Genomic DNA, 19,384 nt, shown 5'->3' on the forward strand with positions numbered 1-19,384 from the left:
ATTCCGAAATGTATGATATTGGTATTGATGTCGGCCGGGGTAGAATTGCCAAATCTTGATAAGGATCAATAATGAGACTTCTGGCATTTGCGATCGGATCGCTGATTGCTTCGTTTTCCCCGGCACCCGCGATTGCTCGCGATGGGGCGCCTTTGGTTCTTGCCGCCGCCAGCCTTCAGGAATCGATGACCGCCGCGGCCGATGCCTGGGCGGCGAAGGGGCATGTCCGGCCAGTCATCTCGTTCGCGGCTTCCTCGGCGCTGGCGCGGCAGGTGCAGGCGGGCGGCAGGGCGGATCTGTTCGCCTCCGCCGACGAGGAATGGATGAACGTCCTGGAGCGTGACGGCCTGCTCGCCGCCCGCACGCGCAGCGCCTTTCTGGGCAATCGCCTGGTCGTGATCGCCCCGGCGGGGCGGGGTGGGCATGTGACGGCGCGGACTCTGGGCGCGACGCTGTCGGCCGGGCCGCTGGCCATGGCGGATACCGACAGCGTGCCCGCAGGCAAATATGGCAAGGCGGCGTTGGAGCGGCTAGGGGCTTGGGCGATGGTCGCGCCCCATGTCGTTCGTGCCGAGAATGTCCGCGCCGCGCTCGCGCTCGTCGAGCGGGGGGCTGCACCCTATGGCATCGTCTATGCGACCGATGCGAAGGCTTCGCCGCGCGTTCGGGTGGCGGGGCTGTTCCCGGCGGCGAGCCACCCGCCGATCACCTATCCGCTCGCGCGCCTGAAATCCTCCACCAGTGCCGAGGCCGAGGGGTTCCGTCGATATCTGCTGTCGCCGGAGGGCAAGGCGATCTTCCGGCGCTTCGGTTTTTCGACGCGATGACGCCATGATCCTGTCGGCGGAGGAATGGGGGATCGTGCGGCTGTCGCTGCTGGTCGGGGGCAGCGCGATGCTGGTCACTTTGCCGGTCGCCTTTGCGATCGCCTGGGCACTGGCGCGGGGGCGTTTTCCTGGCAAGGTGCTGCTCGATGGGATGGTCCACCTGCCGCTGGTCGTGCCGCCGGTCGTGACCGGATGGCTCCTGCTGCTCGCCTTTGGTCCGACGGGGCCGATCGGCGCGTGGCTTTCCGCCTGGTTCGGGGTGAGCGTCCTGTTTCGCTGGACGGGCGCCGCGATCGCCGCCGGCGTCATGGCGCTTCCGCTGGTCGTGCGGGCGATCCGTCTGTCGATCGAGGCGGTCGATCCACGCCTGGAACAGGCCGCGCGAACGCTGGGCGCGGGGCGGTGGCGCGTGTTCGCGACCATCACCTTGCCGCTATGCGCGCCGGGCATCATGGCGGGCCTTGTCCTGGGCTTCGCGCGCTCGATCGGCGAGTTCGGTGCGACGATCACCTTCGTCTCCAATGTGCCGGGGGAGACGGCGACCTTGCCACTCGCCATCTATTCCGCGCTGCAACGCCCGGATGGCGAGGCGATGGTGTGGCGGTTGGCCGCGGTGTCGGTGACCCTGTCGCTGGTGGCACTGATCGCCTCCGAATGGCTGGCGCGGCGCATAGGGCGGGGGCTGCATGTCCTTTGACGTGGACGTCGCGGTGCGGCGCGGAGAAAGCCTGATCGAGGCCCGCTTTAGGACCGGCCCGGGCGCGACCGTCCTGTTCGGGCCTTCGGGCGTCGGCAAGACGAGCATCCTGCACATGGTAGCTGGGCTGTTGCGGCCCGAAGCCGGGCATGTCCGGGTGAGCGGCGAAACCCTGTTCGACACATCCGCCCGGATCGATATCGTCCCCGAACGGCGGCGCATCGGTTATGTCTTTCAGGAGCCACGCCTGTTCCCGCACAAGCGGGTCGCGGCCAATCTGCGTTACGGCATGGGACAGGGCAGCAGCAACTGGGAGGAGGTGATCGCGATGCTGGGCATCGGCCATCTGCTCGATCGCTGGCCCCGCACCCTGTCGGGCGGCGAGGCGCGGCGGGTGGCGATCGGCCGGGCGCTGCTCAGCGCGCCGCGCGTCCTGCTGCTGGACGAGCCGCTATCCTCGCTCGACCGGGCGCGGCGGGGCGAGATACTCGACGCGCTGGTGGCGGTGCGTGACGGAACGGGCATCCCGATCCTGATGGTTACGCACGACCCCGAGGAAGCCGAACGGATCGCCACCGCGATCGTCCGGCTTTGACTCCCCTCAGACCAGTTCGAAGCTCTTCCGGTCGCCGTCGGCCGAACTGGTCGCCACCCACAGGTCGAAGCTGCCCGGTTCGATCACCCAATCCTTCTCGCCCCAGAAGCGCAGGTCGTCGCGGGTCAGGCGGAAGCGGACGGTACGCGACTGACCGGGATCGAGCACGACCCGCTCGAACCCCTTCAACTCGCGGACCGGGCGGGTGCGGCTGGCGACCTTGTCATGGATATAGAGCTGCACCACCTGCGCGCCGGGGCGGGGGCCGCTATTGGTAACGGTCGCGGTCACGTCCATCGCGTCGGTCATGCGGGGCGGCACCACCACGTCGGAAACCTGCCAGCGCGTATAGCTGAGCCCGTGGCCGAACGGGTATAGCGCCTCGTTCTTCGTCTCGCGGTAGCGGGCCTTATATTCCTGCGATCCGGTGTCGGGGGCGGGGCGGCCGGTATTCTTGTGATTGTAGAAATAGGGTTCCTGACCGCTTTCGTGCGGGAAGCTGACCGACAATTTGGCGGAGGGGTTCACGTCGCCGAACAGCACATCGGCGATGGCGTTGCCGCTCTCCGACCCCAGGAACCAGGTGGCGAGGATGGCGGGCGCGTCCTTGACCGCACCGTGCAGGGCGAGCGCGCGACCATGGCGGAGCAGGACCACCATCGGCTTGCCGGTCGCGGCCACCGCCTCGGCCAATGCCATCTGGGCGGGCGGAATGACGATGTCGGTGCGCGACTGGGCTTCGCCCGACATGCCTTGTGTTTCGCCCAGCGCCAGCAGCACCACGTCCGCGCCCCGCGCGGCCGCCACCGCCGCGTCGATCCCGCCGGGGATCGCCGTTTCGACCTCCGAGCCCTTGACCACGTCCACCGTCAACTTGCGGTTGCGCAGGCCTTGCGCGATCGAAACGTTCAGTCGGGCATCGGACATGAAGGCCCAGGTGCCGACCACATTGTCGCGATCCTCGCCGAACGGACCGATCAGGGCGATCCGGCCGGGATCGGCCTTGAGCGGCAACAGGTCGCCGTCGTTCTTCAGAAGCACGATCGACCGTGCCCCCGCCTCACGCGACAATTTGAGCATCGCAGGCGTCGACACCTGAGTCCGCTCGGCCTTCGCGCTGATCGAGCGATAGGGATTGTCGAACAGCCCGATGGCGTCTTTCAGCGACAGGACCCGGCGAACCGCCTCGTCCAGGCGCGCCATCGGTACGTCGCCCTTCTCGACCAGATCGGGCAGCCACAGATTGAACAGGTTGGAGGCCATGGCCATGTCCATGCCCGCCAGGAACGCCTTCTTCGCGGCGTCGCGACCATCGGCGGCATAGCCATGGGCGATCAGTTCCTCGTCGGCGGTATAGTCGCCGACCACCATGCCCTTGAACCCCCATTGCCCGTGGAGCAGCTCGGTCAGCAGCCAGTGATTGCCCGAGGATGGCACCCCGTCGATATCGTTGAAGGCCGACATGATGGTCGCCACGCCTGCATCGACACACGCCTTGAACGGCGCGAGATGTACCTCGTGCAGCGTCTGGGGCGAGATTTCGGTGAAGTTGTAATCCATGCCGCCCGACACCGCACCATAAGCCGCGAAATGCTTGGCGCAGGCGGCCAGGCTGGTCGGATCGCGCAGCGACTTGCCCTGGAAGCCGCGCACCCGCGCCACGGCCAGCCGGGTGCCCAGATAGACATCCTCGCCGGACCCCTCCGCCACGCGGCCCCAACGCTGGTCGCGCGCCACATCGACCATCGGGGCGAAGGTCCATTGCATGCCGAGCGCCGTCGTCTCGATCGCGGCGGCCCGGGCGGTCCGCTCGGCCAGATCGGGATCGAAGGCACAGGCTTCCGCGATGGGTAGCGGATAGGCGGTGCGCAGGCCGTGGATGACGTCGCCTGCGAAGATCAGCGGGATCTTCAGCCGCGTTTCCATCATCGCGTCCTGCGCCGCCTTGGCACCCGCGGCGCCGACGCCGTTGAACAGCATCCCGATCTCGCCCTTGCGAATCCGCGCCAGTTGCGCGGCGGCATCGTTGCGGGCGGGAAGGCCGGGGTTGAAGGGCAGGCCGATCGGCCGAATCTGGTCGGAGAAGCAGGAAAGCTGCCCTGCCTTTTCGGCGGGCGTCATCCGCCCGATCAGGCTTTCGATCCGGTCCGACTGCGCGAGCGCCCGCCCGCCAAGCGTCATCTCGCCCAGGGACAGTCCCGCGATGGTCGCACCGGCCTTCAGCATCTGGCGACGATCCAGCGTGGGGGTGGGGGACGGGGTGCCGGACATGGGGTGCTCTCCTGCTCTTTATGACTATTTTGTCATTCAGCTACCCCCGGTGGGCGGAGCGGGCAAGGGTGTCGCGGGTGGTCAATTCCCCGCCCCGGCAGGCGGCTTGCACCAGAGCACGCCGTGGACCAGATGCGGTTTGGGGCAGGGGCCATCCGGCAGGGGCAAGGGGGCGCCGGACCGCCAGAGCTTCAGGCGTCGCAGGATTTCGGGCATTTCGGAATCGATGACGGCAAGGGGATTGCCATCGCCATAATGCGTCCCGCTGCGATAGCGTAGCACCGGGGCGTAGCGACCGTCGCGCGCCAGCCGGTCGACGGTGATCCAGAAGCCGAAGGGGGCATCCGACGTGGGCTCGGCGGAGATGATCGCCCCGTGCAGTGGCCCCTTGTCGAGATAGCGGACCTCCTGGTTGTTGTTGTGCCCGGTGCGCTTGGCATAGACGGCGGTGAAGCGATCGCCAGCCTTGTCATAGGCCAGTGCGGTCCGGCCGACCACCTGATCGCCATTGCCGCTATACAGGCTCGCGACCTGCACCCAGAGAAGCGGACGGTCACGCGCGGGGTGGATGATCCTGACCACCTGCAGATAATGGGCGGTGTCGAAAACGTCATGCCCGCCGCCTCGTGCGAGAAGATCGTCAAGCGCGGGGCGGCATGTCTTCCCGCCATCGCGGGTGATGCAGAGGTGAAGCGCGCCGGGGGCCTTGTTGCCGCCGGGGTCTTCCACGTCCGGTCCCTGGGTCGCCAGCAACTGCCAGCCGGGGGTGATGCCCAGCGGGGTGGAGAGGTTGACGGGGGCCGGTGCTGCCGCGCCGGCGGGGGCGGATATCGCCAGCACCGCCAGTCGCACGAACAGACGACGAGCGCCGCCAAAGTCGTTCATATCCGTTCCTCCTTCCAGATCGACTATTGCCGGGGCAATTCCTCGGCGATGTCGTGATAGCGGGTCGTCTGTTCGATCATCCGCATCTCGGGCGACCATATCTCCATCCGACGGACCATGTGACGATCGAAGAACAGGCGCGCTTCATAGGCTGCGCCTGCATCGCCGCCGACAAGGGTCAGCTTGTAGTGGCTGGAATCGATCGGTTCCACACGGGCGGTAACGACGTCCGACAGCAGGACGACGGCCCGGTCGGGTATGATGACGCCCTTGCCGTCGATCGTGATCGTCAGCGAGTCGACCAGCGAACAGTCGACCCATCCGCCACTGCACCGCGTCGCATGCGGCGGGCCGTTCTCGGGCGGGGTGGCCGGTCGGGTCGCCAGGGTGACGCCCACAGCGCCCGATACGATATGGGTAATACCGCGCACTGCCACGCTTCGGGCTTTGTCTGGAGTGGGCGTGACGGCAGAGGCGGCCGTTGCGGCCATGACCAGCCCGCCCGCCAGGAAAACCGTCTTGGCCGCCCTTCGCATCGCTCCGTCTCCCAGGCCATCGCCGTCAATCTGCGGCAACCCGGATGGTCACCGAATGACGCCCGGGTGACAAACCGGCCAGAGATCGGTCCCGTCCCGACCGGAGGTCAGAACAGGGTGGTCAGGAGAACCCCGCCGATGATGGCGATGCCGGACAGGATCTGGCGCGCGCCCAGTCTCTCGCGAAACAGCCGGTGCCCGGCCAGGGCGGCGATCGGTGCCTCGATGATCCCCAGCGCGCGCACCGGCGCGGCGGGGGAAAGCGCCAGCGAGACGAACCAGCCGGCCGAGGCGCAGGCGCCGCACAATCCTGCACCCAGGGACGGACGCCAGCGGCGCAACACCTCCACCAGCGTCGCGGGGTCGCGCCAGGCGAGGATCAGGCCGAGCGCGACCGTCTGCATCGCCTGAACCACCGCCACGCAGACCAGCGCGGCGAAGACGGGGTGGCTGGGGTCCAGCGCCAGTGCGGCGTGGCGAAAGGCATTCAGCGAAAAGCCGAAGAACAGGCCCGACGCCAAACCCATCGCCGCGCCGATCAGCGAGGCGCGGCGCTGCTCCGGCGGCGGCCAGGACAGGGCGACCAGCCCGATCGTGGTGATGACGACGCCGACCCATGCGGTGGCGCTGATCCGGTCATGATAGACGATGAGGCCGAGCAGCGCGGCCAGCGGCAGCGAGCTCTGCTGGAGCGCGGTGCCGACCGCGAAGCCGGAACGGTGCATCGCGTCGAGCAGCGCGGCCGTGGCCAGCACCTGCGAGGCGGCCCCCACGATTGCCGACAGCCAGAAGGCGCCGCTCCACTGGAGGTCGGCTCCGGGCACGAAGCGTTGGGCGATCATGACGAAGACAATGGAGAAGGGCAGGCCGAACAGGAACCGGACCAGCGTCGCCCCCCAGGGCCCTGACGAGGACATGACGCCGCGTTGCAGGGCGTTGCGGCCGACCTGAAAGGTTGCGGCCGCTACCGTGGCGGGAATCCATAAGGGGTTCGACATCGCTTGTCTCCGTCATGCCGGGGGCGCGGCTCGGGATGGCCGCCCAAGACAAAAAGGGCGGCCCGTCGCCGGACCGCCCCTTCTTGCTTCGTGCCGGACCACGCCGCCGGACATGAACGGCCTTGCCGCTCCTGCCGTCCGTCGTGGCCTGTTCCCGGATGACCTTGCGCCATCCAGGGCGGCCCAGGTCTTAGCGCTTCGAGAACTGGAAGCTGCGACGCGCCTTGGCGCGGCCATACTTCTTACGCTCGACGGCGCGGCTGTCGCGGGTCAGGAAGCCAGCGGCCTTGACCGGCGCGCGCAGGATCGGCTCGTACTTGGTCAGCGCCTGGCTGATGCCGTGCTTGACCGCACCGGCCTGGCCCGACAGACCGCCGCCCTTGACGGTGCAGATCACGTCATACTGACCTTCGCGCTCGGTGATGCCGAACACCTGGTTGATGACGAGACGCAGCGTCGGACGCGCGAAATAGACTTCCTGGTCACGACCGTTGATCGTGATCTTGCCCGAACCCGGCTTCAGCCAGACGCGAGCCACGGCGTCCTTACGACGACCGGTCGCATAGGCGCGGCCGAACTTGTCCAGTTCCTGCTGACGCAGCGGGGTGGAGCTGACGCGCTCGACGGGAGCGGCGGCGGGGGCTTCACCCTCGACGGCGGGCTGCGCCGAAGCGGCGGCGGCCTGCTGGTTCAGGGTGGCGCCGAGATCGGCGAGCGACTGGCGGTTATCGGACATTATGCGCCCACCTTGTTCTTGCGGTTCATCGACGCGATGTCGAGGACTTCGGGGTTCTGAGCGGCGTGCGGATGCTCGGTGCCGGCGAAGATGCGCAGGTTGCGCATCTGCTGACGGCCCAGGGGCCCGCGCGGGATCATGCGCTCAACGGCCTTTTCCAGGACGCGCTCGGGGAAGCGGCCTTCCAGGACCTTGGCTGCGGTGATGCCCTTGATACCACCGGCATAACCGGTGTGCTTGTAATACACCTTCTGGCCCAGCTTGTTGCCGGTGAAGCGCACCTTGTCCGCGTTGATGACGATGACATTGTCACCGCAATCGACGTGCGGGGTGAAGGACGGCTTGTGCTTGCCGCGCAGGATGTTCGCGATGATGGTGGCGGCGCGGCCGACAACCAGGCCGTCGGCGTCGACGATATGCCACTTCTTTTCCACCTCGTGCGGCTTGGCCGCCTTGGTGGTCTTCATGAGCGCCTTCATGGGCGTGAGACCTTTCGGTTTGAAATGCAACACGCCGCCCTTTGGACCCGGGCGGCGCGAACGAGGGTCCATTGCTGGAGAGGCCCTGAAATGTCAAGCAAAGCGCGGCTTTGCTGACGGGTATTATGATACCATGGCGCTTCGTGCTCCGCTGCCGAGGCGGTGTGCGGCGGCGGTCGCGGCGATCAGCAACAGCGCGGCATTGGCCTGATGCGCGACCGCGATATCGATCTGTACGCCGCTGAGCAGGGTGGCGATGCCCAGCCCGATCTGGGCGAGGACCAGCAGGATCACCACCCATCCGGCGCGCAGGCCCCCTGCGCGGATCGCGCGCACTGCCAGCCAGACCAGCCCGGCGGCGGCGGCGAAGGCGAACCAGCGATGGATGAACTGCACGACCACCGGATTGTCGAAGACGTTGGCGATGGCGGGCGTCATCATCGGCACGCCTTCGGGGAACCAGGCGTCGCCCATCAGCGGCCAGCTTGAAAAGGCATAGCCCGCGTCCAGTCCGGCGGTCAGCGCGCCGAACATCAACTGGACGAACAGCAGGAGCAGGGCCGCCACCCCCGGCAGGGTCAGCCGCGCGGGGGCCGACAGCCGGTCCCGGTGCAGCGCCTTCAGGTCCAGCGCGATCCAGATGATCCCGGCCAGGATGACCAGCGCGGTCAGCAGATGAACGGTCAGCCGGATATGGCTGACATCGGTTCGTTCGACCAGGCCGGAGGCGACCATCCACCAGCCGATCGCACCCTGCAGTCCGCCGAGCGCGAGCAGCGCGACCAGCCGCGGCTTGTAGCCCGCCGGGATCGCCTTCCTCGCCCAGAACCAGATCAGCGGCAGGGCAAAGGCCATGCCGATCACCCGGGCCAGCGCCCGGTGCAGATACTCCCAGAAGAAGATCGCCTTGAACCCCGCCAGCGTCATGTCGCGGTTGAAGGTCCAATATTCGGGGATGCGCTTGTAATTGGCGAACTCGGCCTGCCATTGGGCTTCTGTCAGCGGGGGCACGATGCCGGTGATCGGCTTCCATTCGGTGATCGACAGCCCGCTATTGGTCAGGCGCGTGATACCGCCCACCACCACCATCGCGACGATCAGGCCTGCGACGGCGAACAGCCAGCGCGCAAGGATATTGGGACGGGCAGTGACCATGAAGGCGGGGCTCGGTTGCAACATGATCCCATCATAGGAACTCGCGTGCCCGGGCGATAGTGGACCGAATGCCCGTCGCCTTGCGTCGCGCTTGGACCTGGGCGGGGGATGGAGCGTGCATCTTGCTCAAGCCCTTGGGAAAGCCTAAATCCAGACCATGGCGCACATGCATCATCATCAGGAGCCCGAAGGCGCCGATCTGGCCGTTGCCGCGAAGAGCACGTTGGAGCGCGCGGGCGAGCAATGGACCGCGATGCGGGCCAGTGTCTTCGAAGCGCTGGCGGGCTTCGACAAACCGGCTTCGGCCTATGACATCGCGGACGCCATGTCGAAGACGCAGGGGCGGCGGGTCGCGGCGAACAGCGTGTACCGCATCCTCGACCTGTTCGTGGGCGCCAATCTGGCGCGGCGGGTGGAAAGCGCCAATGCCTATGTCGCCAATGCCCACCCGGATTGCCTCCACGATTGCATTTTCCTGGTCTGCGACACCTGCGGACAGACCACGCATATCGATGACGATCACCTGACCGGCGCGGTTCGCGATGCGGCGCGGGGGGCGGGATTCCGCCCGGAACGGCCGGTTATCGAGGTTCGCGGGCGCTGCGCGGACTGCGCCAAGGACCAGGCATAAGCGGCGCATCCCGCTATCGGAATAGCAGCCAGCCCAGGCCGGTCATGACCGTCAGCGCATAGATGCCGCCCTGGGCCCGCAGCAGATAGGCGGTTCCCAATACGCCGGTCGCCGCGAGCGTGCTGGCGACGACGGGATGCGGCGCTATCTGCTCCAGGATGATGAAGGCGCCGATCAGGTTGGCGGCCGCATGGACCGCGATCCACAGATAGGACGGAAAGACCCCGATCGATCCCAGTAGCGGGAATTTTATCGTGGCGAAGCCGCGCATCGTACCGGGAAACAGGTCGGCGGCCAGATGGAAGCCGATTCCGAACCCCAGGCCCGCCGCGACCGGCCATGTCCGCGGGTCGAGAAGCGCGACGTAAAGCGGCAGTGCACTGTGGATCAGGGCGTTGCGGTGAGGCAGGCGAAGCGGCGTGTCAAGGTCGGGCAGGGTGGTCCCGGCCGCGGCCGCCAGCGTGATGGTGGCGATCATCGCCCAGGGCCCACCGCCTCCGGTGAAAGCAAGGACCACCGCAAGAAGCAGGAACAGGGATGCCGCCATTCCCGGCGGCTACCGGCTTGTACTCCTTTTGTCCAGAAATCAGCAGCGCAAAAATGGCGGGAATCCTAGGGATTCCAGGATTTCCAGCGGCGAGTCTGTCACCGCGTCGCAACGGGGCCCGGTGTGGCGCACTAAAGCGGCTTTCCCATCCGCACCAGCGGAACGGTGACCCCGTCGACGGGGGCGGACCGGATCGGTTCGATCACCGCATAGCCGCAGGCCCGGTACAGCGGCTCGCCAGCCAGCGTTGCCATCATCTCCGCCGATCGGAAACCCGCCGCGCGCGCCGCATCCTCGCAACGGGTCAGGATCAAGCGTCCCAGTCCCTGCCGGACGAAATCGGGGTCGGTGTACATGGCCCGGATGCGGGCAGGATGCCGTTCCGGGTCGAGTAGGGCGGCGTCACGCAGGGCCGTGCTATGGTCGCCGCCATAGAGGGTCGCGCGGGCGCTCCAGCCACCGCATCCCGCCAGTCGCCCGTCCCGCTCGGCCAGCAAATAGGTGCCGTCGGCGATCAACTGCGTGTCGAGGCCCATGACCGATCGGCTGGCCGTGATCTCCGCCGGGGAAAGAAAACCCTGCTGGAGCGTTGCAATGGCCCGGTCCATCAGGACCGAAATGGTGGGAAGATCGGCGGGGCCCGCCCAGCGAAAGGTGAACATGTCCCATTTCTGGCGAACGGATCGGTTAGGTCAACTAACTTCCGGTAAACAGTTGCAATCGACACCACCGATTTGCTGGGATAAGCCGGTCTGATGGCAGATAATCCTCAGACCCCGTTGCTCGACACGGTGAAGACCCCCGACGATCTGCGTCGGCTGGCACCCGATCAGTTGCGGCAACTTGCCGACGAACTTCGCAGTGAGACGATTTCGGCGGTCGGCACCACCGGCGGCCATCTCGGCTCCGGCCTTGGCGTCGTCGAGCTGACCGTCGCGCTCCATTATGTGTTCGATACGCCCGCCGACCGGCTGGTCTGGGACGTCGGGCACCAATGCTATCCGCACAAGATCTTGACCGGGCGGCGGGACCGGATTCGTACCATCCGCCAGGGTGGTGGCCTGTCCGGCTTCACCAAGCGCACCGAAAGCGAATATGACCCTTTCGGCGCGGCGCACAGCTCGACCTCGATCTCGGCGGCGCTGGGTTTCGCGGTCGCCAACAAGCTGGCGGGTACGCCGGGCAAGGGCATCGCGGTGATCGGCGACGGCGCCATGTCGGCGGGCATGGCCTATGAGGCGATGAACAATGCCGAACAGGCGGGCAATCGCCTGATCGTCATCCTGAACGACAACGACATGTCGATCGCGCCGCCGGTGGGCGGCCTGTCGGCCTATCTGTCGCGCATGGTGTCGAGCCGCGAGTTCCTGGGCGTGCGCGACGTGCTCAAGAAGTTCGCCAAGCGTTTCCCGCGTCCCATCCAGAAGGCGGCGCGCAAGACGGACGAGTTCGCGCGTGGCATGACCATGGGCGGCACGCTGTTCGAGGAACTGGGCTTCTACTATGTCGGTCCGATCGACGGTCACAATCTGGACCATCTGATCCCGGTGCTGGAGAATGTCCGCGATGCCGAGGAAGGGCCGATCCTGATCCATGTCGTCACCAAGAAGGGCAAGGGCTATGCCCCGGCCGAGGCGGCGGCGGACAAATATCACGGCGTGCAGAAGTTCGACGTCATCACCGGCGCGCAGGCCAAGGCCCCGCCGGGGCCGCCCGCCTATCAGAATGTCTTCGGCGAGGCGCTGGCCCGCGAGGCGGCGACCGATCCGACCATCTGCGCGATCACCGCGGCGATGCCTTCGGGCACCGGGCTGGACAAGTTCTCGGTCGCCTATCCCGATCGCTTCTTCGACGTCGGTATCGCCGAGCAGCATGCGGTGACCTTCGCGGCGGGGCTCGCGGCGCAGGGGATGCGGCCCTTCTGCGCGATCTACTCGACCTTCCTCCAGCGCGCCTATGACCAGGTGGTCCATGACGTCGCGATCCAGAACCTGCCGGTGCGCTTCGCGATCGACCGCGCAGGGCTGGTCGGGGCGGACGGAGCGACCCATGCGGGTTCGTTCGACGTCACCTATCTCGCCAGCCTGCCCAACATGGTCGTCATGGCTGCCGCCGACGAGGCGGAACTGGTCCATATGGTCCATACCTGCGTAAACCATGACAGCGGCCCAATCGCGGTCCGTTATCCGCGCGGAAACGGTGTCGGCGTGGCGCTGCCCGAGGCGCCCATGCTGCTGGAGATCGGCAAGGGCCGGGTCGTGCGCGAGGGCAAGAAGGTCGCGATCCTGTCGCTGGGCACCCGCCTGGCAGAGGCGTTGCGCGCCGCCGACACGCTGGAGGCCAAGGGGCTGTCGACCTCGGTCGTCGATCTGCGCTTCGCCAAGCCGCTCGACGAGGCGCTCATCCGCCGGATGCTGACCACCCATGAAGTGGCGGTGACGATCGAGGAGAATGCGATCGGCGGCCTGGGCGCGCATGTCCTGACCATGGCGTCGGACGAAGGGCTGATCGATGGCGGGCTGAAGCTGCGCACCATGCGCCTGCCCGATATCTTCCAGGATCAGGACAAGCCCGAGGTGCAATATGCCGAGGCCGGGCTGGATGCGGATGCGATCGTGGAAACGGTGCTGAAGGCGCTGCGCCACAACAGCACGCATGTGACCCAGGGCGCGCGCGCGTGATCCGGGGATGGACCGCCGTCATCGTCTTCACGACGCTGGCGGTGGTCATGATGATCGGCGTCAATGTCCGCATGTGGCGGCGGATGAAGGCCGCCACGGCGGCGGCCAAGGCGGAGGCGGGGGAGCCTTCGGCCTCGCTCAGCCCGAACGGTGGGTGGGATATGTCCGCCGCCGGGGAGGACGTATCCCGATGACCTCACCGGCCCAGATAATGCGCCTGTGCCGCATCGGTCGCGTTGATCGCCAGCACGGCCCGCGCTTCGCTGGGCGATAACGGTCCTGACGGTGTCGGCCGGTCCATGCCGCTGGCGGCGATCACCCGGCCGAGCAATTCCTGCCCCTCCTGCCACCAGCCGAGACCGCTGGCCGCGTTGATATGGCCCTGATGCCCGGCATCGACGAAGTGGCTGCCCCAGTCGACCGCCAGGCTGTGGGCTCGGTCGATCGATATCCACGGATCGTCCTGGCTGGCGACCAGAATGGAAGGGAAGGGCAGTGGCGTGCGTGGGGAGGGCGCGAAGCCCTTCAGGCTGTCCGGCGCGTCTGTCCGATCGACATCGGCGGGCGCGACCAGCAAGGCGCCTGCCACTGGCCAGCCATAGGGTTGCGGCGACAATTCGGCCCACCACGCCACCGCCAGACAGCCCAGCGAATGCGCGGCCAGGATCACCGGAGCCTGGGCCTGCCGGATCGCCTCGTCCAATTTGGTGACCCAGGCATTGCGATGCGGTGTCGACCACATGCCCAGTTCGACCCGGATCGTGTCGGGCCGGGCCTCTTCCCACAAACTTTGCCAGTGCGAACGGCCGGACCCACCCAGTCCGGGCACGGTGAGGACGGTCGGCCTGCGCGCCTCATAGGATGCGAACGTACCCATATGGCATCTCCTTGGCTCAGGGCCGGGTTGCCGATGAAGCGATGGGTCCAATCCCGGACTCGCGATCCACGACTCCCGATCCTTGAGTTCAAGATATTCCTACTGGAAAGATAGGCAATAGGCTTTCGGTCGGAACGATGGCGACTTGCGACGGACCGATGCGCGGGATAGGGGCGGCTATGGCCAAGCAGCGTGTCGACCAGATGCTCGTGGATCGGGGACTCGTGGAGTCGCGTGCACGGGCGCAGGCGCTCATCATGGCGGGACTGGTCTTTGCGGGTGAGATGAAGGTCGCCAAGCCCGGCCAGCAATTGGCCGAGGACGTCGTGCTGGATGTGCGGGGGCGCGATCATCCCTGGGTCTCCCGGGGGGGCATCAAGCTGGCGCATGGGCTGGACCATTTCGGCTGGGACGTGACCGGGGTGGTGGCGATCGATGTCGGATCGTCGACGGGCGGCTTTACCGACGTGCTGCTGCAAAAGGGCGCCGCGCGCGTCTATGCGGTGGACAGCGGGACCAACCAGCTCGCCTGGTCGTTGCGCCAGGATCCGCGCGTCGTCGTCCACGAACAGACCAGCGCGCGTATCCTGACCGAGGCGCATATTCCCGAGATGGTCGATATGATCGTGTGCGATGCGAGCTTCATCGGGTTGTCCAAGGTCCTGGAGCGGCCGCTGAGCTTCGCGTCGCCCGCCGCGCGGCTGCTCGCGCTGATCAAGCCGCAGTTCGAGGCGGGACGTGATGAGGTGGGCAAGGGCGGCGTCGTCCGCGACCCCGCGGTGCATCAACGGGTCTGCGACCAGGTGGTCCAGTGGCTGACCGACATGGGCTGGCGGGTGGCCGGCGTGACGCAAAGCCCGATCACCGGCCCGGAAGGCAATATCGAGTTTCTGGTGGCCGCATCCCGAAATTGAACGGAGCGGGGCTATTCACGGCAAGCTTTCCGTTTACTGTCCTGTGCCGGTGCGGCACATCGGCGGGCATCATGGCGAAAGAGGGACGAGTGGGAACGATCGCGTCGAAAGGACAGTTGCGGATGTCGTTCCTGCGCTGGGCAGTCGTGATCGTGCCGCTGATCCTGCTGCTCGGCTTCGCGTCCGGCCTCTCGGTTCCCGCCGGGAATCAGAATGCGTGGTACCAGGCGCTTGTGAAGCCCGAACTGACACCGCCGGGCTGGGTCTTTCCGCTGGCCTGGACGGCGCTCTATATCCTGATCGGCTTGGCGCTGGCGATGATCCTGCATGCGCGTGGTGCGAAGGGGCGGGGCGTGGCGATCACGCTGTTCGTGCTCCAGTTTGCTCTGAACCTGGCGTGGACGCCCCTGTTCTTCGGCGCGCATGAGGTCGGGCTGTCGCTGATCATGATCGTCGCCATCCTGGCGCTTTCGATCGCCACGACCTTTGCCTTCGCGCCGATCCGGCGGGGAGCGGCCTGGTTGATGCTGCCCTATCTCCTGTGGTTGTCCTTTGCGGGCGTACTTAATTGGCGGATCGACCAGCTCAATCCCGATGCGGAAAGCCTTGTGCCGCGCGCCCGGACATCCCAAATGCTGTGAAACGATTTTTGGGATTTTGATCATGCAGGCCGACAACAAGTTGTTCGACGATTTCGCCAAGGTCATGAACGGTCTGGCCGGAACGGTCGCGGGCATGGGCCGTGAGGCCGAAGCCAGTGCACGGTCGCGCGCCCGCGAGTGGATCGGCGGACTCGACTTTGTCAGCCGCGAGGAGTTCGAGGTCGCCAAGGCGATGGCGGTCGCCGCGCGGGACGAGGCCGACGCCCTGAAGGCACGGCTGGACGCGCTGGAGGCGCGCATTGGCGCCGGCGCGACCGCCGGGGTCGAATCCTGATCGCGCAGTCTCCACAGGAAGCGCTGCCCATCCCCATCGGACAGGCAGCTATCCACAGTTTTCCGCATTTGGCTGCTTGCAGCGGGGCCGGGCAGGGTGCAACCTGTCCCGGTCTGGTTTTGTTCGCAGGACGCCATGATGCTTGAATCGACCGATCACGAATCCGAGGACTCGGCCCCCATCGATATGCTGGAGGCGTATTTCGCCGCCCATGGATGGGAGCATGAGCGCCATGACGAGGAGATCGTGGCGACGGTCAAGGGGAGCTGGGCCAGCTATGAATTGCGCGCGCTGTGGCGTGATGACGATAGTGTCCTGCAATTCCTGGCTTTCCCCGACATCAAGGTGACCGAGGATCGCCGGTCCAGCATCTATGAGGCGCTGGCACTGGTCAATGAACAGCTCTGGATCGGCCATTTTGAACTCTGGTCGAACAGCGGCATCCTGCTCTATCGCCACGCCGCAATGGTCGATGGTGGCGAGGACGGTACCATTTCGCTCTCCGCCACGGAATTGCTGGTCGAGTCGGCGATCGAGGAGTGCGAGCGCTTCTACCCCGTGTTCCAGTTCGTCCTGTGGGGCGGCAAGACCCCGCGCGAGGCGCTGGCCGCCGCGCTGATCGAGACGCAGGGCGAAGCCTGATATTCCAGACTGAGGAGCAGGGCGTGGGCTTTCCAGATGGTCCGATCTGGCTGATCGGGTGCGGCAATATGGCCGGCGCGATGCTGCGCCGCTGGCTGGCGGAGGGGCTGGACCCCGCCCAGGTGACCGTCATCACCCGCAGCGGCTCCCGGGCGCCCCAGGGGGTTCGCTCGCTGACCGAACTTCCCGCAGGCGAGCGTCCGGCCGTCCTGATGCTGGGTTTCAAGCCGCAGCAACTGGACGCCATCGCACCGACTCTGGCCCATCTCGAACCGGCATTGTTGCTATCCATTCTGGCAGGCGTGGAGGAGCGCGCGCTGGCCGCACGCATTCCGGCGGGTGCGGTCGTGCGCATGATGCCCAATCTTCCGGTGGCGATCGGGCAGGGGGTGACGGCGTTGTTCACCCGCTCAACCGATCCCGCGGTTCGCGTGGCGGCAGATGCCTTGGCCAAGCCGCTTGGGCTGGCACCGTGGATCGAAGACGAAGCGAAGTTCGATGCGGTGACCGCGCTGGCGGGGTGCGGTCCGGCCTTCGTGTTTCGCTTTGTCGACACAATGGCGCAGGCGGGCGTGGCGCTGGGGCTCGATCCCGACCTCGCCCTGCGACTTGCACTGGCGACGGTCGATGGGGCCGGCGCGATGGCGATCGCAAGCGACTCAACGCCGGCGATCTTGGCCGACCAAGTCGCGAGCCCCGGCGGTTCGACGCGCGAAGGGCTCAACGTGCTCGATGCCGACGGCGCGTTGATGCGGCTGATGACCGATACGCTGGCCGCGTCGGAACGACGCAATCGGGAAATGGCCGAGGCGGCTCGGGGCTGAAGGGCGCTCCTTCAGCCTCAGATTCTCAGCCGTCGTTGGACCGCAGTTCCTCGATCCGGGCGCGTTCATGCTCGGGAATGAAACCTTCGAGCACCGTCCAGAAGCCCGTCACCGCCTGTTGCCCCGCGCGAGCATAGGCCTTGGCCAGCTTTTCGCGCAGCGCGTCGAACAGTTCGGCTTCCATGGCGGCACCGGCGGGTGTGAGCCGCAGCAGGCGTTGGCGCCGGTCGCGGTCCCCCGGACGCGTCTCCACCAGATTCCGGCTCGCCAGCTCGTTGAGCACACGGCCCAGCGATTGCTTGGTGATGGCCAGCAGCGACAACAGCTCGGTAACCGTCATGTCGGGCTTGCGCGCCATGAAATACAGCGCACGGTGATGCGCACGACCCAAGCCCTGCGTCGCAAGGCCGCGATCGATTGATCGCACGAGGTGGCTATTGCCGAAATACAGCAATTCCATACCCCTACGGAGTTCGGGCTCTCGGAGAAATTGTGCCGATGCGGACTGGTTAGAGGCAGCCATGTTGACCCGTCTAGACACAGGGCCTAGGCCACGGCAACCCAAAACAGAGAGATGACCATGCACGCGCCTCAATCCCTTACGTTTCGGTTCGATCCTTGCCAGACTCCGGTCGAGGCGAGTGAGCGGACGGCGCGTCTGGTCGATCCGGGTTTCGGACGCGTCTTCACCGATCACATGGCCCTGATCCGCTATAGCGACGAGAAGGGCTGGCACGATGCGCAGATCACCGCCCGCGTGCCGCTCAGCATCGATCCGGCCGCCTCGGTCTTGCATTATGCGCAGGAAATCTTCGAAGGGATGAAGGCCTACCGTCTGGCCGATGGCGGCACCGCGCTTTTCCGGCCCGAGGCGAATGCCCGGCGGTTCCAGGATTCGGCGCGGCGCATGGCGATGCCGGAACTGCCCGAAAATCTCTTCCTAGAATCGGTCGAGCGGCTGGTCGAGATCGAGCGTGACTGGATCCCCGAGCAGGATGGTGGCGCGCTGTACCTGCGCCCCTTCATGTTCGCGAGCGAGGTGTTCCTGGGCGTGAAGCCCTCGGCCGAATATCTCTACATGGTCATCGCTTCGTCGGTCGGCGCCTATTTCAAGGGCGGCGCGCCTGCGGTGTCGATCTGGGTCAGCCAGGGCTATACCCGCGCGGCCCCTGGCGGCACCGGCGCGGCCAAGTGCGGTGGCAACTATGCCGCCAGCCTGCTCGCCCAGAAGGAAGCGATCGCCAATGGGTGCGACCAGGTGGTGTTCCTCGACGCTGTGGAACGCCGCTGGGTCGAGGAACTGGGCGGCATGAATGTCTTTTTCGTGTTCGACGACGGATCACTGGTCACGCCGCCGCTGACCGGCACGATCCTGCCCGGCATCACGCGCGATTCGATCCTGACCATCGCGCGCGCCCAGGGGCTGACGGTGCGTGAGGAACCCTATGCCATCGACCAGTGGCGCGCCGACGCGGCCAGTGGCCGCCTGGTCGAGGCGTTTGCCTGTGGCACGGCGGCGGTCGTTACTCCGATCGGCAGTGTCGCCGAGCCCGCCGGGCGTTTCACCATCGGCAGTGGCGGCCCGGGCCAGCTTACCACCAGCCTGCGTGAGCAGCTGGTCTCGATCCAGCGCGGCCAGGCGCCCGACCCCCATGGCTGGATGCGTCGCCTGAGCTGACGATTTCGCGGGAAATAGGGCTTTTCAAGAGCGGCGCGCCCGGTATAAGGCGCGCCTCTCCACTGGGGCGTCGCCAAGCGGTAAGGCAACGGTTTTTGGTACCGTCATACGCAGGTTCGAATCCTGCCGCCCCAGCCATCTGCCTGAAATCCCAGCCAATTGGCTGCTAAGTATTTGAAGACGCTGGCTGACTATCAGGGTCGGCCGTTGGCACCTGCACAACTGTGCATCGGATTGTGCCAATGCGCTGGCCGGGAAGGCCGCGGTTTTGGACTGTCTTCAACACGTTTACCGGCGCGGGCACATTTTCTGGTGGCGCCGAATTCACCGTTTATTGGATAATGGCACCCTAGAGCACCGAGCGTTTAATCGGAAGCATATCCGGCAGCGGCGAAGTAGTTGCGGCATTCGTGGGGGTTGTACAGGTCACAGATGGATCCGACGGTTTTCCAGAGGTCCTCGATGGTCCTGGCAC

23 protein-coding genes, 1 tRNA gene and 1 pseudogene are annotated in these 19,384 nt (G+C 66.4%); 13 read left to right on the forward strand and 12 right to left on the reverse strand.

Going from position 1 to position 19,384, the window contains the following annotated elements:
* Positions 1–71: 71 nt before the first annotated feature.
* The 3 genes from modA to ABDV78_RS15710 are packed head-to-tail and all read left to right on the forward strand — an operon-like array spanning position 72 to position 2,119.
* Entirely contained in the window at positions 72–827 is a 756-nt protein-coding gene (modA, locus tag ABDV78_RS15700) for a molybdate ABC transporter substrate-binding protein (RefSeq protein ID WP_343528383.1), read from the forward strand.
* 4 nt (positions 828–831) lie between these two features.
* Entirely contained in the window at positions 832–1,524 is a 693-nt protein-coding gene (modB, locus tag ABDV78_RS15705; RefSeq protein ID WP_343528385.1) for a molybdate ABC transporter permease subunit, read from the forward strand.
* The gene (locus tag ABDV78_RS15710) at positions 1,514–2,119 is read left to right on the forward strand and encodes an ATP-binding cassette domain-containing protein (RefSeq protein WP_343528386.1); all 606 of its coding nucleotides are present in this window, start codon (positions 1,514–1,516) and stop codon (positions 2,117–2,119) included. Before modB ends, ABDV78_RS15710 begins: the two co-directional genes overlap by 11 nt.
* 6 nt (positions 2,120–2,125) lie before the next feature.
* Here the strand turns inward: ABDV78_RS15710 and ABDV78_RS15715 are convergent, their stop codons facing one another.
* From ABDV78_RS15715 to ABDV78_RS15745, 7 genes are all read right to left on the reverse strand, one after another.
* Complete coding sequence (locus ABDV78_RS15715; protein ID WP_343528387.1) at positions 2,126–4,390, reverse strand: glycoside hydrolase family 3 N-terminal domain-containing protein; 2,265 nt, start codon at positions 4,388–4,390, stop codon at positions 2,126–2,128.
* Positions 4,391–4,471: 81 nt separating this feature from the next.
* Positions 4,472–5,275 carry a hypothetical protein gene (locus ABDV78_RS15720; protein ID WP_343528388.1) on the reverse strand — a complete coding sequence of 268 codons (804 nt, stop codon included), beginning with the start codon at positions 5,273–5,275 and terminating at the stop codon, positions 4,472–4,474.
* A gap of 23 nt (positions 5,276–5,298) precedes the next feature.
* Positions 5,299–5,811: a hypothetical protein gene (locus ABDV78_RS15725; protein WP_343528389.1), complete on the reverse strand. Its 513-nt coding sequence runs from the start codon at positions 5,809–5,811 to the stop codon at positions 5,299–5,301.
* A 107-nt stretch (positions 5,812–5,918) separates the two neighbouring features.
* Positions 5,919–6,809 carry a DMT family transporter gene (locus ABDV78_RS15730; protein ID WP_343528390.1) on the reverse strand — a complete coding sequence of 297 codons (891 nt, stop codon included), beginning with the start codon at positions 6,807–6,809 and terminating at the stop codon, positions 5,919–5,921.
* Positions 6,810–6,999: 190 nt separating this feature from the next.
* Positions 7,000–7,545, reverse strand: a complete 546-nt coding sequence (rpsI, locus tag ABDV78_RS15735; protein WP_343528391.1) for a 30S ribosomal protein S9 — start codon at positions 7,543–7,545, stop codon at positions 7,000–7,002.
* Entirely contained in the window at positions 7,545–8,024 is a 480-nt protein-coding gene (gene rplM / locus ABDV78_RS15740) for a 50S ribosomal protein L13 (protein ID WP_037568175.1), read from the reverse strand. The genes rpsI and rplM overlap by 1 nt, the downstream gene beginning before the upstream one ends.
* A 123-nt stretch (positions 8,025–8,147) precedes the next feature.
* Complete coding sequence (locus ABDV78_RS15745; RefSeq protein WP_343528393.1) at positions 8,148–9,203, reverse strand: COX15/CtaA family protein; 1,056 nt, start codon at positions 9,201–9,203, stop codon at positions 8,148–8,150.
* Positions 9,204–9,336: 133 nt separating this feature from the next.
* Here ABDV78_RS15745 and ABDV78_RS15750 point away from each other — a divergent pair, with 133 nt between their 5' ends.
* Complete coding sequence (locus ABDV78_RS15750) at positions 9,337–9,810, forward strand: transcriptional repressor (RefSeq protein ID WP_343528395.1); 474 nt, start codon at positions 9,337–9,339, stop codon at positions 9,808–9,810.
* 13 nt (positions 9,811–9,823) lie between these two features.
* Here ABDV78_RS15750 and ABDV78_RS15755 read toward each other — a convergent pair whose 3' ends face one another.
* Both ABDV78_RS15755 and ABDV78_RS15760 read right to left on the reverse strand, forming a co-directional pair.
* Entirely contained in the window at positions 9,824–10,357 is a 534-nt protein-coding gene (locus tag ABDV78_RS15755) for a hypothetical protein (protein WP_343528396.1), read from the reverse strand.
* 131 nt (positions 10,358–10,488) lie between these two features.
* Positions 10,489–11,019, reverse strand: a complete 531-nt coding sequence (locus ABDV78_RS15760) for a GNAT family N-acetyltransferase (RefSeq protein ID WP_343528397.1) — start codon at positions 11,017–11,019, stop codon at positions 10,489–10,491.
* Between the two features lie 93 nt (positions 11,020–11,112).
* Between ABDV78_RS15760 and dxs the strand changes: the two genes are divergently transcribed.
* Positions 11,113–13,038 carry a 1-deoxy-D-xylulose-5-phosphate synthase gene (gene dxs / locus ABDV78_RS15765; RefSeq protein ID WP_343528398.1) on the forward strand — a complete coding sequence of 642 codons (1,926 nt, stop codon included), beginning with the start codon at positions 11,113–11,115 and terminating at the stop codon, positions 13,036–13,038.
* On the forward strand, positions 13,035–13,232 hold the full coding sequence (locus ABDV78_RS15770) for a hypothetical protein (protein ID WP_343528400.1): 198 nt from the start codon (positions 13,035–13,037) through the stop codon (positions 13,230–13,232). The genes dxs and ABDV78_RS15770 overlap by 4 nt, the downstream gene beginning before the upstream one ends.
* 2 nt (positions 13,233–13,234) lie before the next feature.
* Here the strand turns inward: ABDV78_RS15770 and ABDV78_RS15775 are convergent, their stop codons facing one another.
* On the reverse strand, positions 13,235–13,915 hold the full coding sequence (locus ABDV78_RS15775) for an alpha/beta hydrolase (protein ID WP_343528402.1): 681 nt from the start codon (positions 13,913–13,915) through the stop codon (positions 13,235–13,237).
* 179 nt (positions 13,916–14,094) lie between these two features.
* On the opposite strand from ABDV78_RS15775, the gene ABDV78_RS15780 reads away from it, so the two are divergent.
* The 5 genes from ABDV78_RS15780 to proC all read left to right on the forward strand — a co-directional run bounded on the left by ABDV78_RS15780 (position 14,095) and on the right by proC (position 17,231).
* The gene (locus ABDV78_RS15780) at positions 14,095–14,829 is read left to right on the forward strand and encodes a TlyA family RNA methyltransferase (protein WP_343528403.1); all 735 of its coding nucleotides are present in this window, start codon (positions 14,095–14,097) and stop codon (positions 14,827–14,829) included.
* A gap of 122 nt (positions 14,830–14,951) precedes the next feature.
* On the forward strand, positions 14,952–15,470 hold the full coding sequence (locus ABDV78_RS15785) for a TspO/MBR family protein (protein ID WP_343528404.1): 519 nt from the start codon (positions 14,952–14,954) through the stop codon (positions 15,468–15,470).
* Between the two features lie 22 nt (positions 15,471–15,492).
* On the forward strand, positions 15,493–15,765 hold the full coding sequence (locus ABDV78_RS15790) for an accessory factor UbiK family protein (protein WP_343528405.1): 273 nt from the start codon (positions 15,493–15,495) through the stop codon (positions 15,763–15,765).
* A 138-nt stretch (positions 15,766–15,903) separates the two neighbouring features.
* On the forward strand, positions 15,904–16,407 hold the full coding sequence (locus ABDV78_RS15795; protein ID WP_343528410.1) for a YbjN domain-containing protein: 504 nt from the start codon (positions 15,904–15,906) through the stop codon (positions 16,405–16,407).
* Between the two features lie 23 nt (positions 16,408–16,430).
* Complete coding sequence (gene proC / locus ABDV78_RS15800) at positions 16,431–17,231, forward strand: pyrroline-5-carboxylate reductase (protein ID WP_343528407.1); 801 nt, start codon at positions 16,431–16,433, stop codon at positions 17,229–17,231.
* A 25-nt stretch (positions 17,232–17,256) separates the two neighbouring features.
* Here proC and ABDV78_RS15805 read toward each other — a convergent pair whose 3' ends face one another.
* A complete protein-coding gene (locus ABDV78_RS15805; RefSeq protein ID WP_343528408.1) occupies positions 17,257–17,754 on the reverse strand; it encodes a helix-turn-helix domain-containing protein in 498 nt (165 codons plus the stop codon).
* 57 nt (positions 17,755–17,811) lie between these two features.
* On the opposite strand from ABDV78_RS15805, the gene ABDV78_RS15810 reads away from it, so the two are divergent.
* Positions 17,812–18,909, forward strand: coding sequence for a branched-chain amino acid aminotransferase (locus ABDV78_RS15810; protein WP_343528409.1), 1,098 nt, complete (start codon positions 17,812–17,814; stop codon positions 18,907–18,909).
* Positions 18,910–18,972: 63 nt separating this feature from the next.
* Positions 18,973–19,047, forward strand: a tRNA-Gln gene (locus ABDV78_RS15815).
* Positions 19,048–19,274: 227 nt separating this feature from the next.
* On the opposite strand, the pseudogene ABDV78_RS15820 reads toward ABDV78_RS15815, so the two are convergent.
* Positions 19,275–19,384: pseudogene (locus ABDV78_RS15820) on the reverse strand (IS630 family transposase); the annotation flags it as partial.

Origin of the sequence: Sphingomonas sp., assembly GCF_039594485.1 — a bacterium.
In the GTDB taxonomy this organism is placed as follows: Bacteria; Pseudomonadota; Alphaproteobacteria; order Sphingomonadales; family Sphingomonadaceae; genus Sphingomonas.

Coding starts and splice junctions, on each gene's coding strand:
- modA (WP_343528383.1), top strand. CDS start 72: ATGAGACTTCTGGCATTTGCGATCGGATCGCTGATTGCTTCGTTTTCC.
- modB (WP_343528385.1), top strand. CDS start 832: ATGATCCTGTCGGCGGAGGAATGGGGGATCGTGCGGCTGTCGCTGCTG.
- ABDV78_RS15710 (WP_343528386.1), top strand. CDS start 1,514: ATGTCCTTTGACGTGGACGTCGCGGTGCGGCGCGGAGAAAGCCTGATC.
- ABDV78_RS15715 (WP_343528387.1), bottom strand. CDS start 4,390: ATGTCCGGCACCCCGTCCCCCACCCCCACGCTGGATCGTCGCCAGATG.
- ABDV78_RS15720 (WP_343528388.1), bottom strand. CDS start 5,275: ATGAACGACTTTGGCGGCGCTCGTCGTCTGTTCGTGCGACTGGCGGTG.
- ABDV78_RS15725 (WP_343528389.1), bottom strand. CDS start 5,811: ATGCGAAGGGCGGCCAAGACGGTTTTCCTGGCGGGCGGGCTGGTCATG.
- ABDV78_RS15730 (WP_343528390.1), bottom strand. CDS start 6,809: ATGTCGAACCCCTTATGGATTCCCGCCACGGTAGCGGCCGCAACCTTT.
- rpsI (WP_343528391.1), bottom strand. CDS start 7,545: ATGTCCGATAACCGCCAGTCGCTCGCCGATCTCGGCGCCACCCTGAAC.
- rplM (WP_037568175.1), bottom strand. CDS start 8,024: ATGAAGGCGCTCATGAAGACCACCAAGGCGGCCAAGCCGCACGAGGTG.
- ABDV78_RS15745 (WP_343528393.1), bottom strand. CDS start 9,203: ATGTTGCAACCGAGCCCCGCCTTCATGGTCACTGCCCGTCCCAATATC.
- ABDV78_RS15750 (WP_343528395.1), top strand. CDS start 9,337: ATGGCGCACATGCATCATCATCAGGAGCCCGAAGGCGCCGATCTGGCC.
- ABDV78_RS15755 (WP_343528396.1), bottom strand. CDS start 10,357: ATGGCGGCATCCCTGTTCCTGCTTCTTGCGGTGGTCCTTGCTTTCACC.
- ABDV78_RS15760 (WP_343528397.1), bottom strand. CDS start 11,019: ATGTTCACCTTTCGCTGGGCGGGCCCCGCCGATCTTCCCACCATTTCG.
- dxs (WP_343528398.1), top strand. CDS start 11,113: ATGGCAGATAATCCTCAGACCCCGTTGCTCGACACGGTGAAGACCCCC.
- ABDV78_RS15775 (WP_343528402.1), bottom strand. CDS start 13,915: ATGGGTACGTTCGCATCCTATGAGGCGCGCAGGCCGACCGTCCTCACC.
- ABDV78_RS15780 (WP_343528403.1), top strand. CDS start 14,095: ATGGCCAAGCAGCGTGTCGACCAGATGCTCGTGGATCGGGGACTCGTG.
- ABDV78_RS15785 (WP_343528404.1), top strand. CDS start 14,952: ATGTCGTTCCTGCGCTGGGCAGTCGTGATCGTGCCGCTGATCCTGCTG.
- ABDV78_RS15790 (WP_343528405.1), top strand. CDS start 15,493: ATGCAGGCCGACAACAAGTTGTTCGACGATTTCGCCAAGGTCATGAAC.
- ABDV78_RS15795 (WP_343528410.1), top strand. CDS start 15,904: ATGCTTGAATCGACCGATCACGAATCCGAGGACTCGGCCCCCATCGAT.
- ABDV78_RS15805 (WP_343528408.1), bottom strand. CDS start 17,754: ATGGCTGCCTCTAACCAGTCCGCATCGGCACAATTTCTCCGAGAGCCC.
- ABDV78_RS15810 (WP_343528409.1), top strand. CDS start 17,812: ATGCACGCGCCTCAATCCCTTACGTTTCGGTTCGATCCTTGCCAGACT.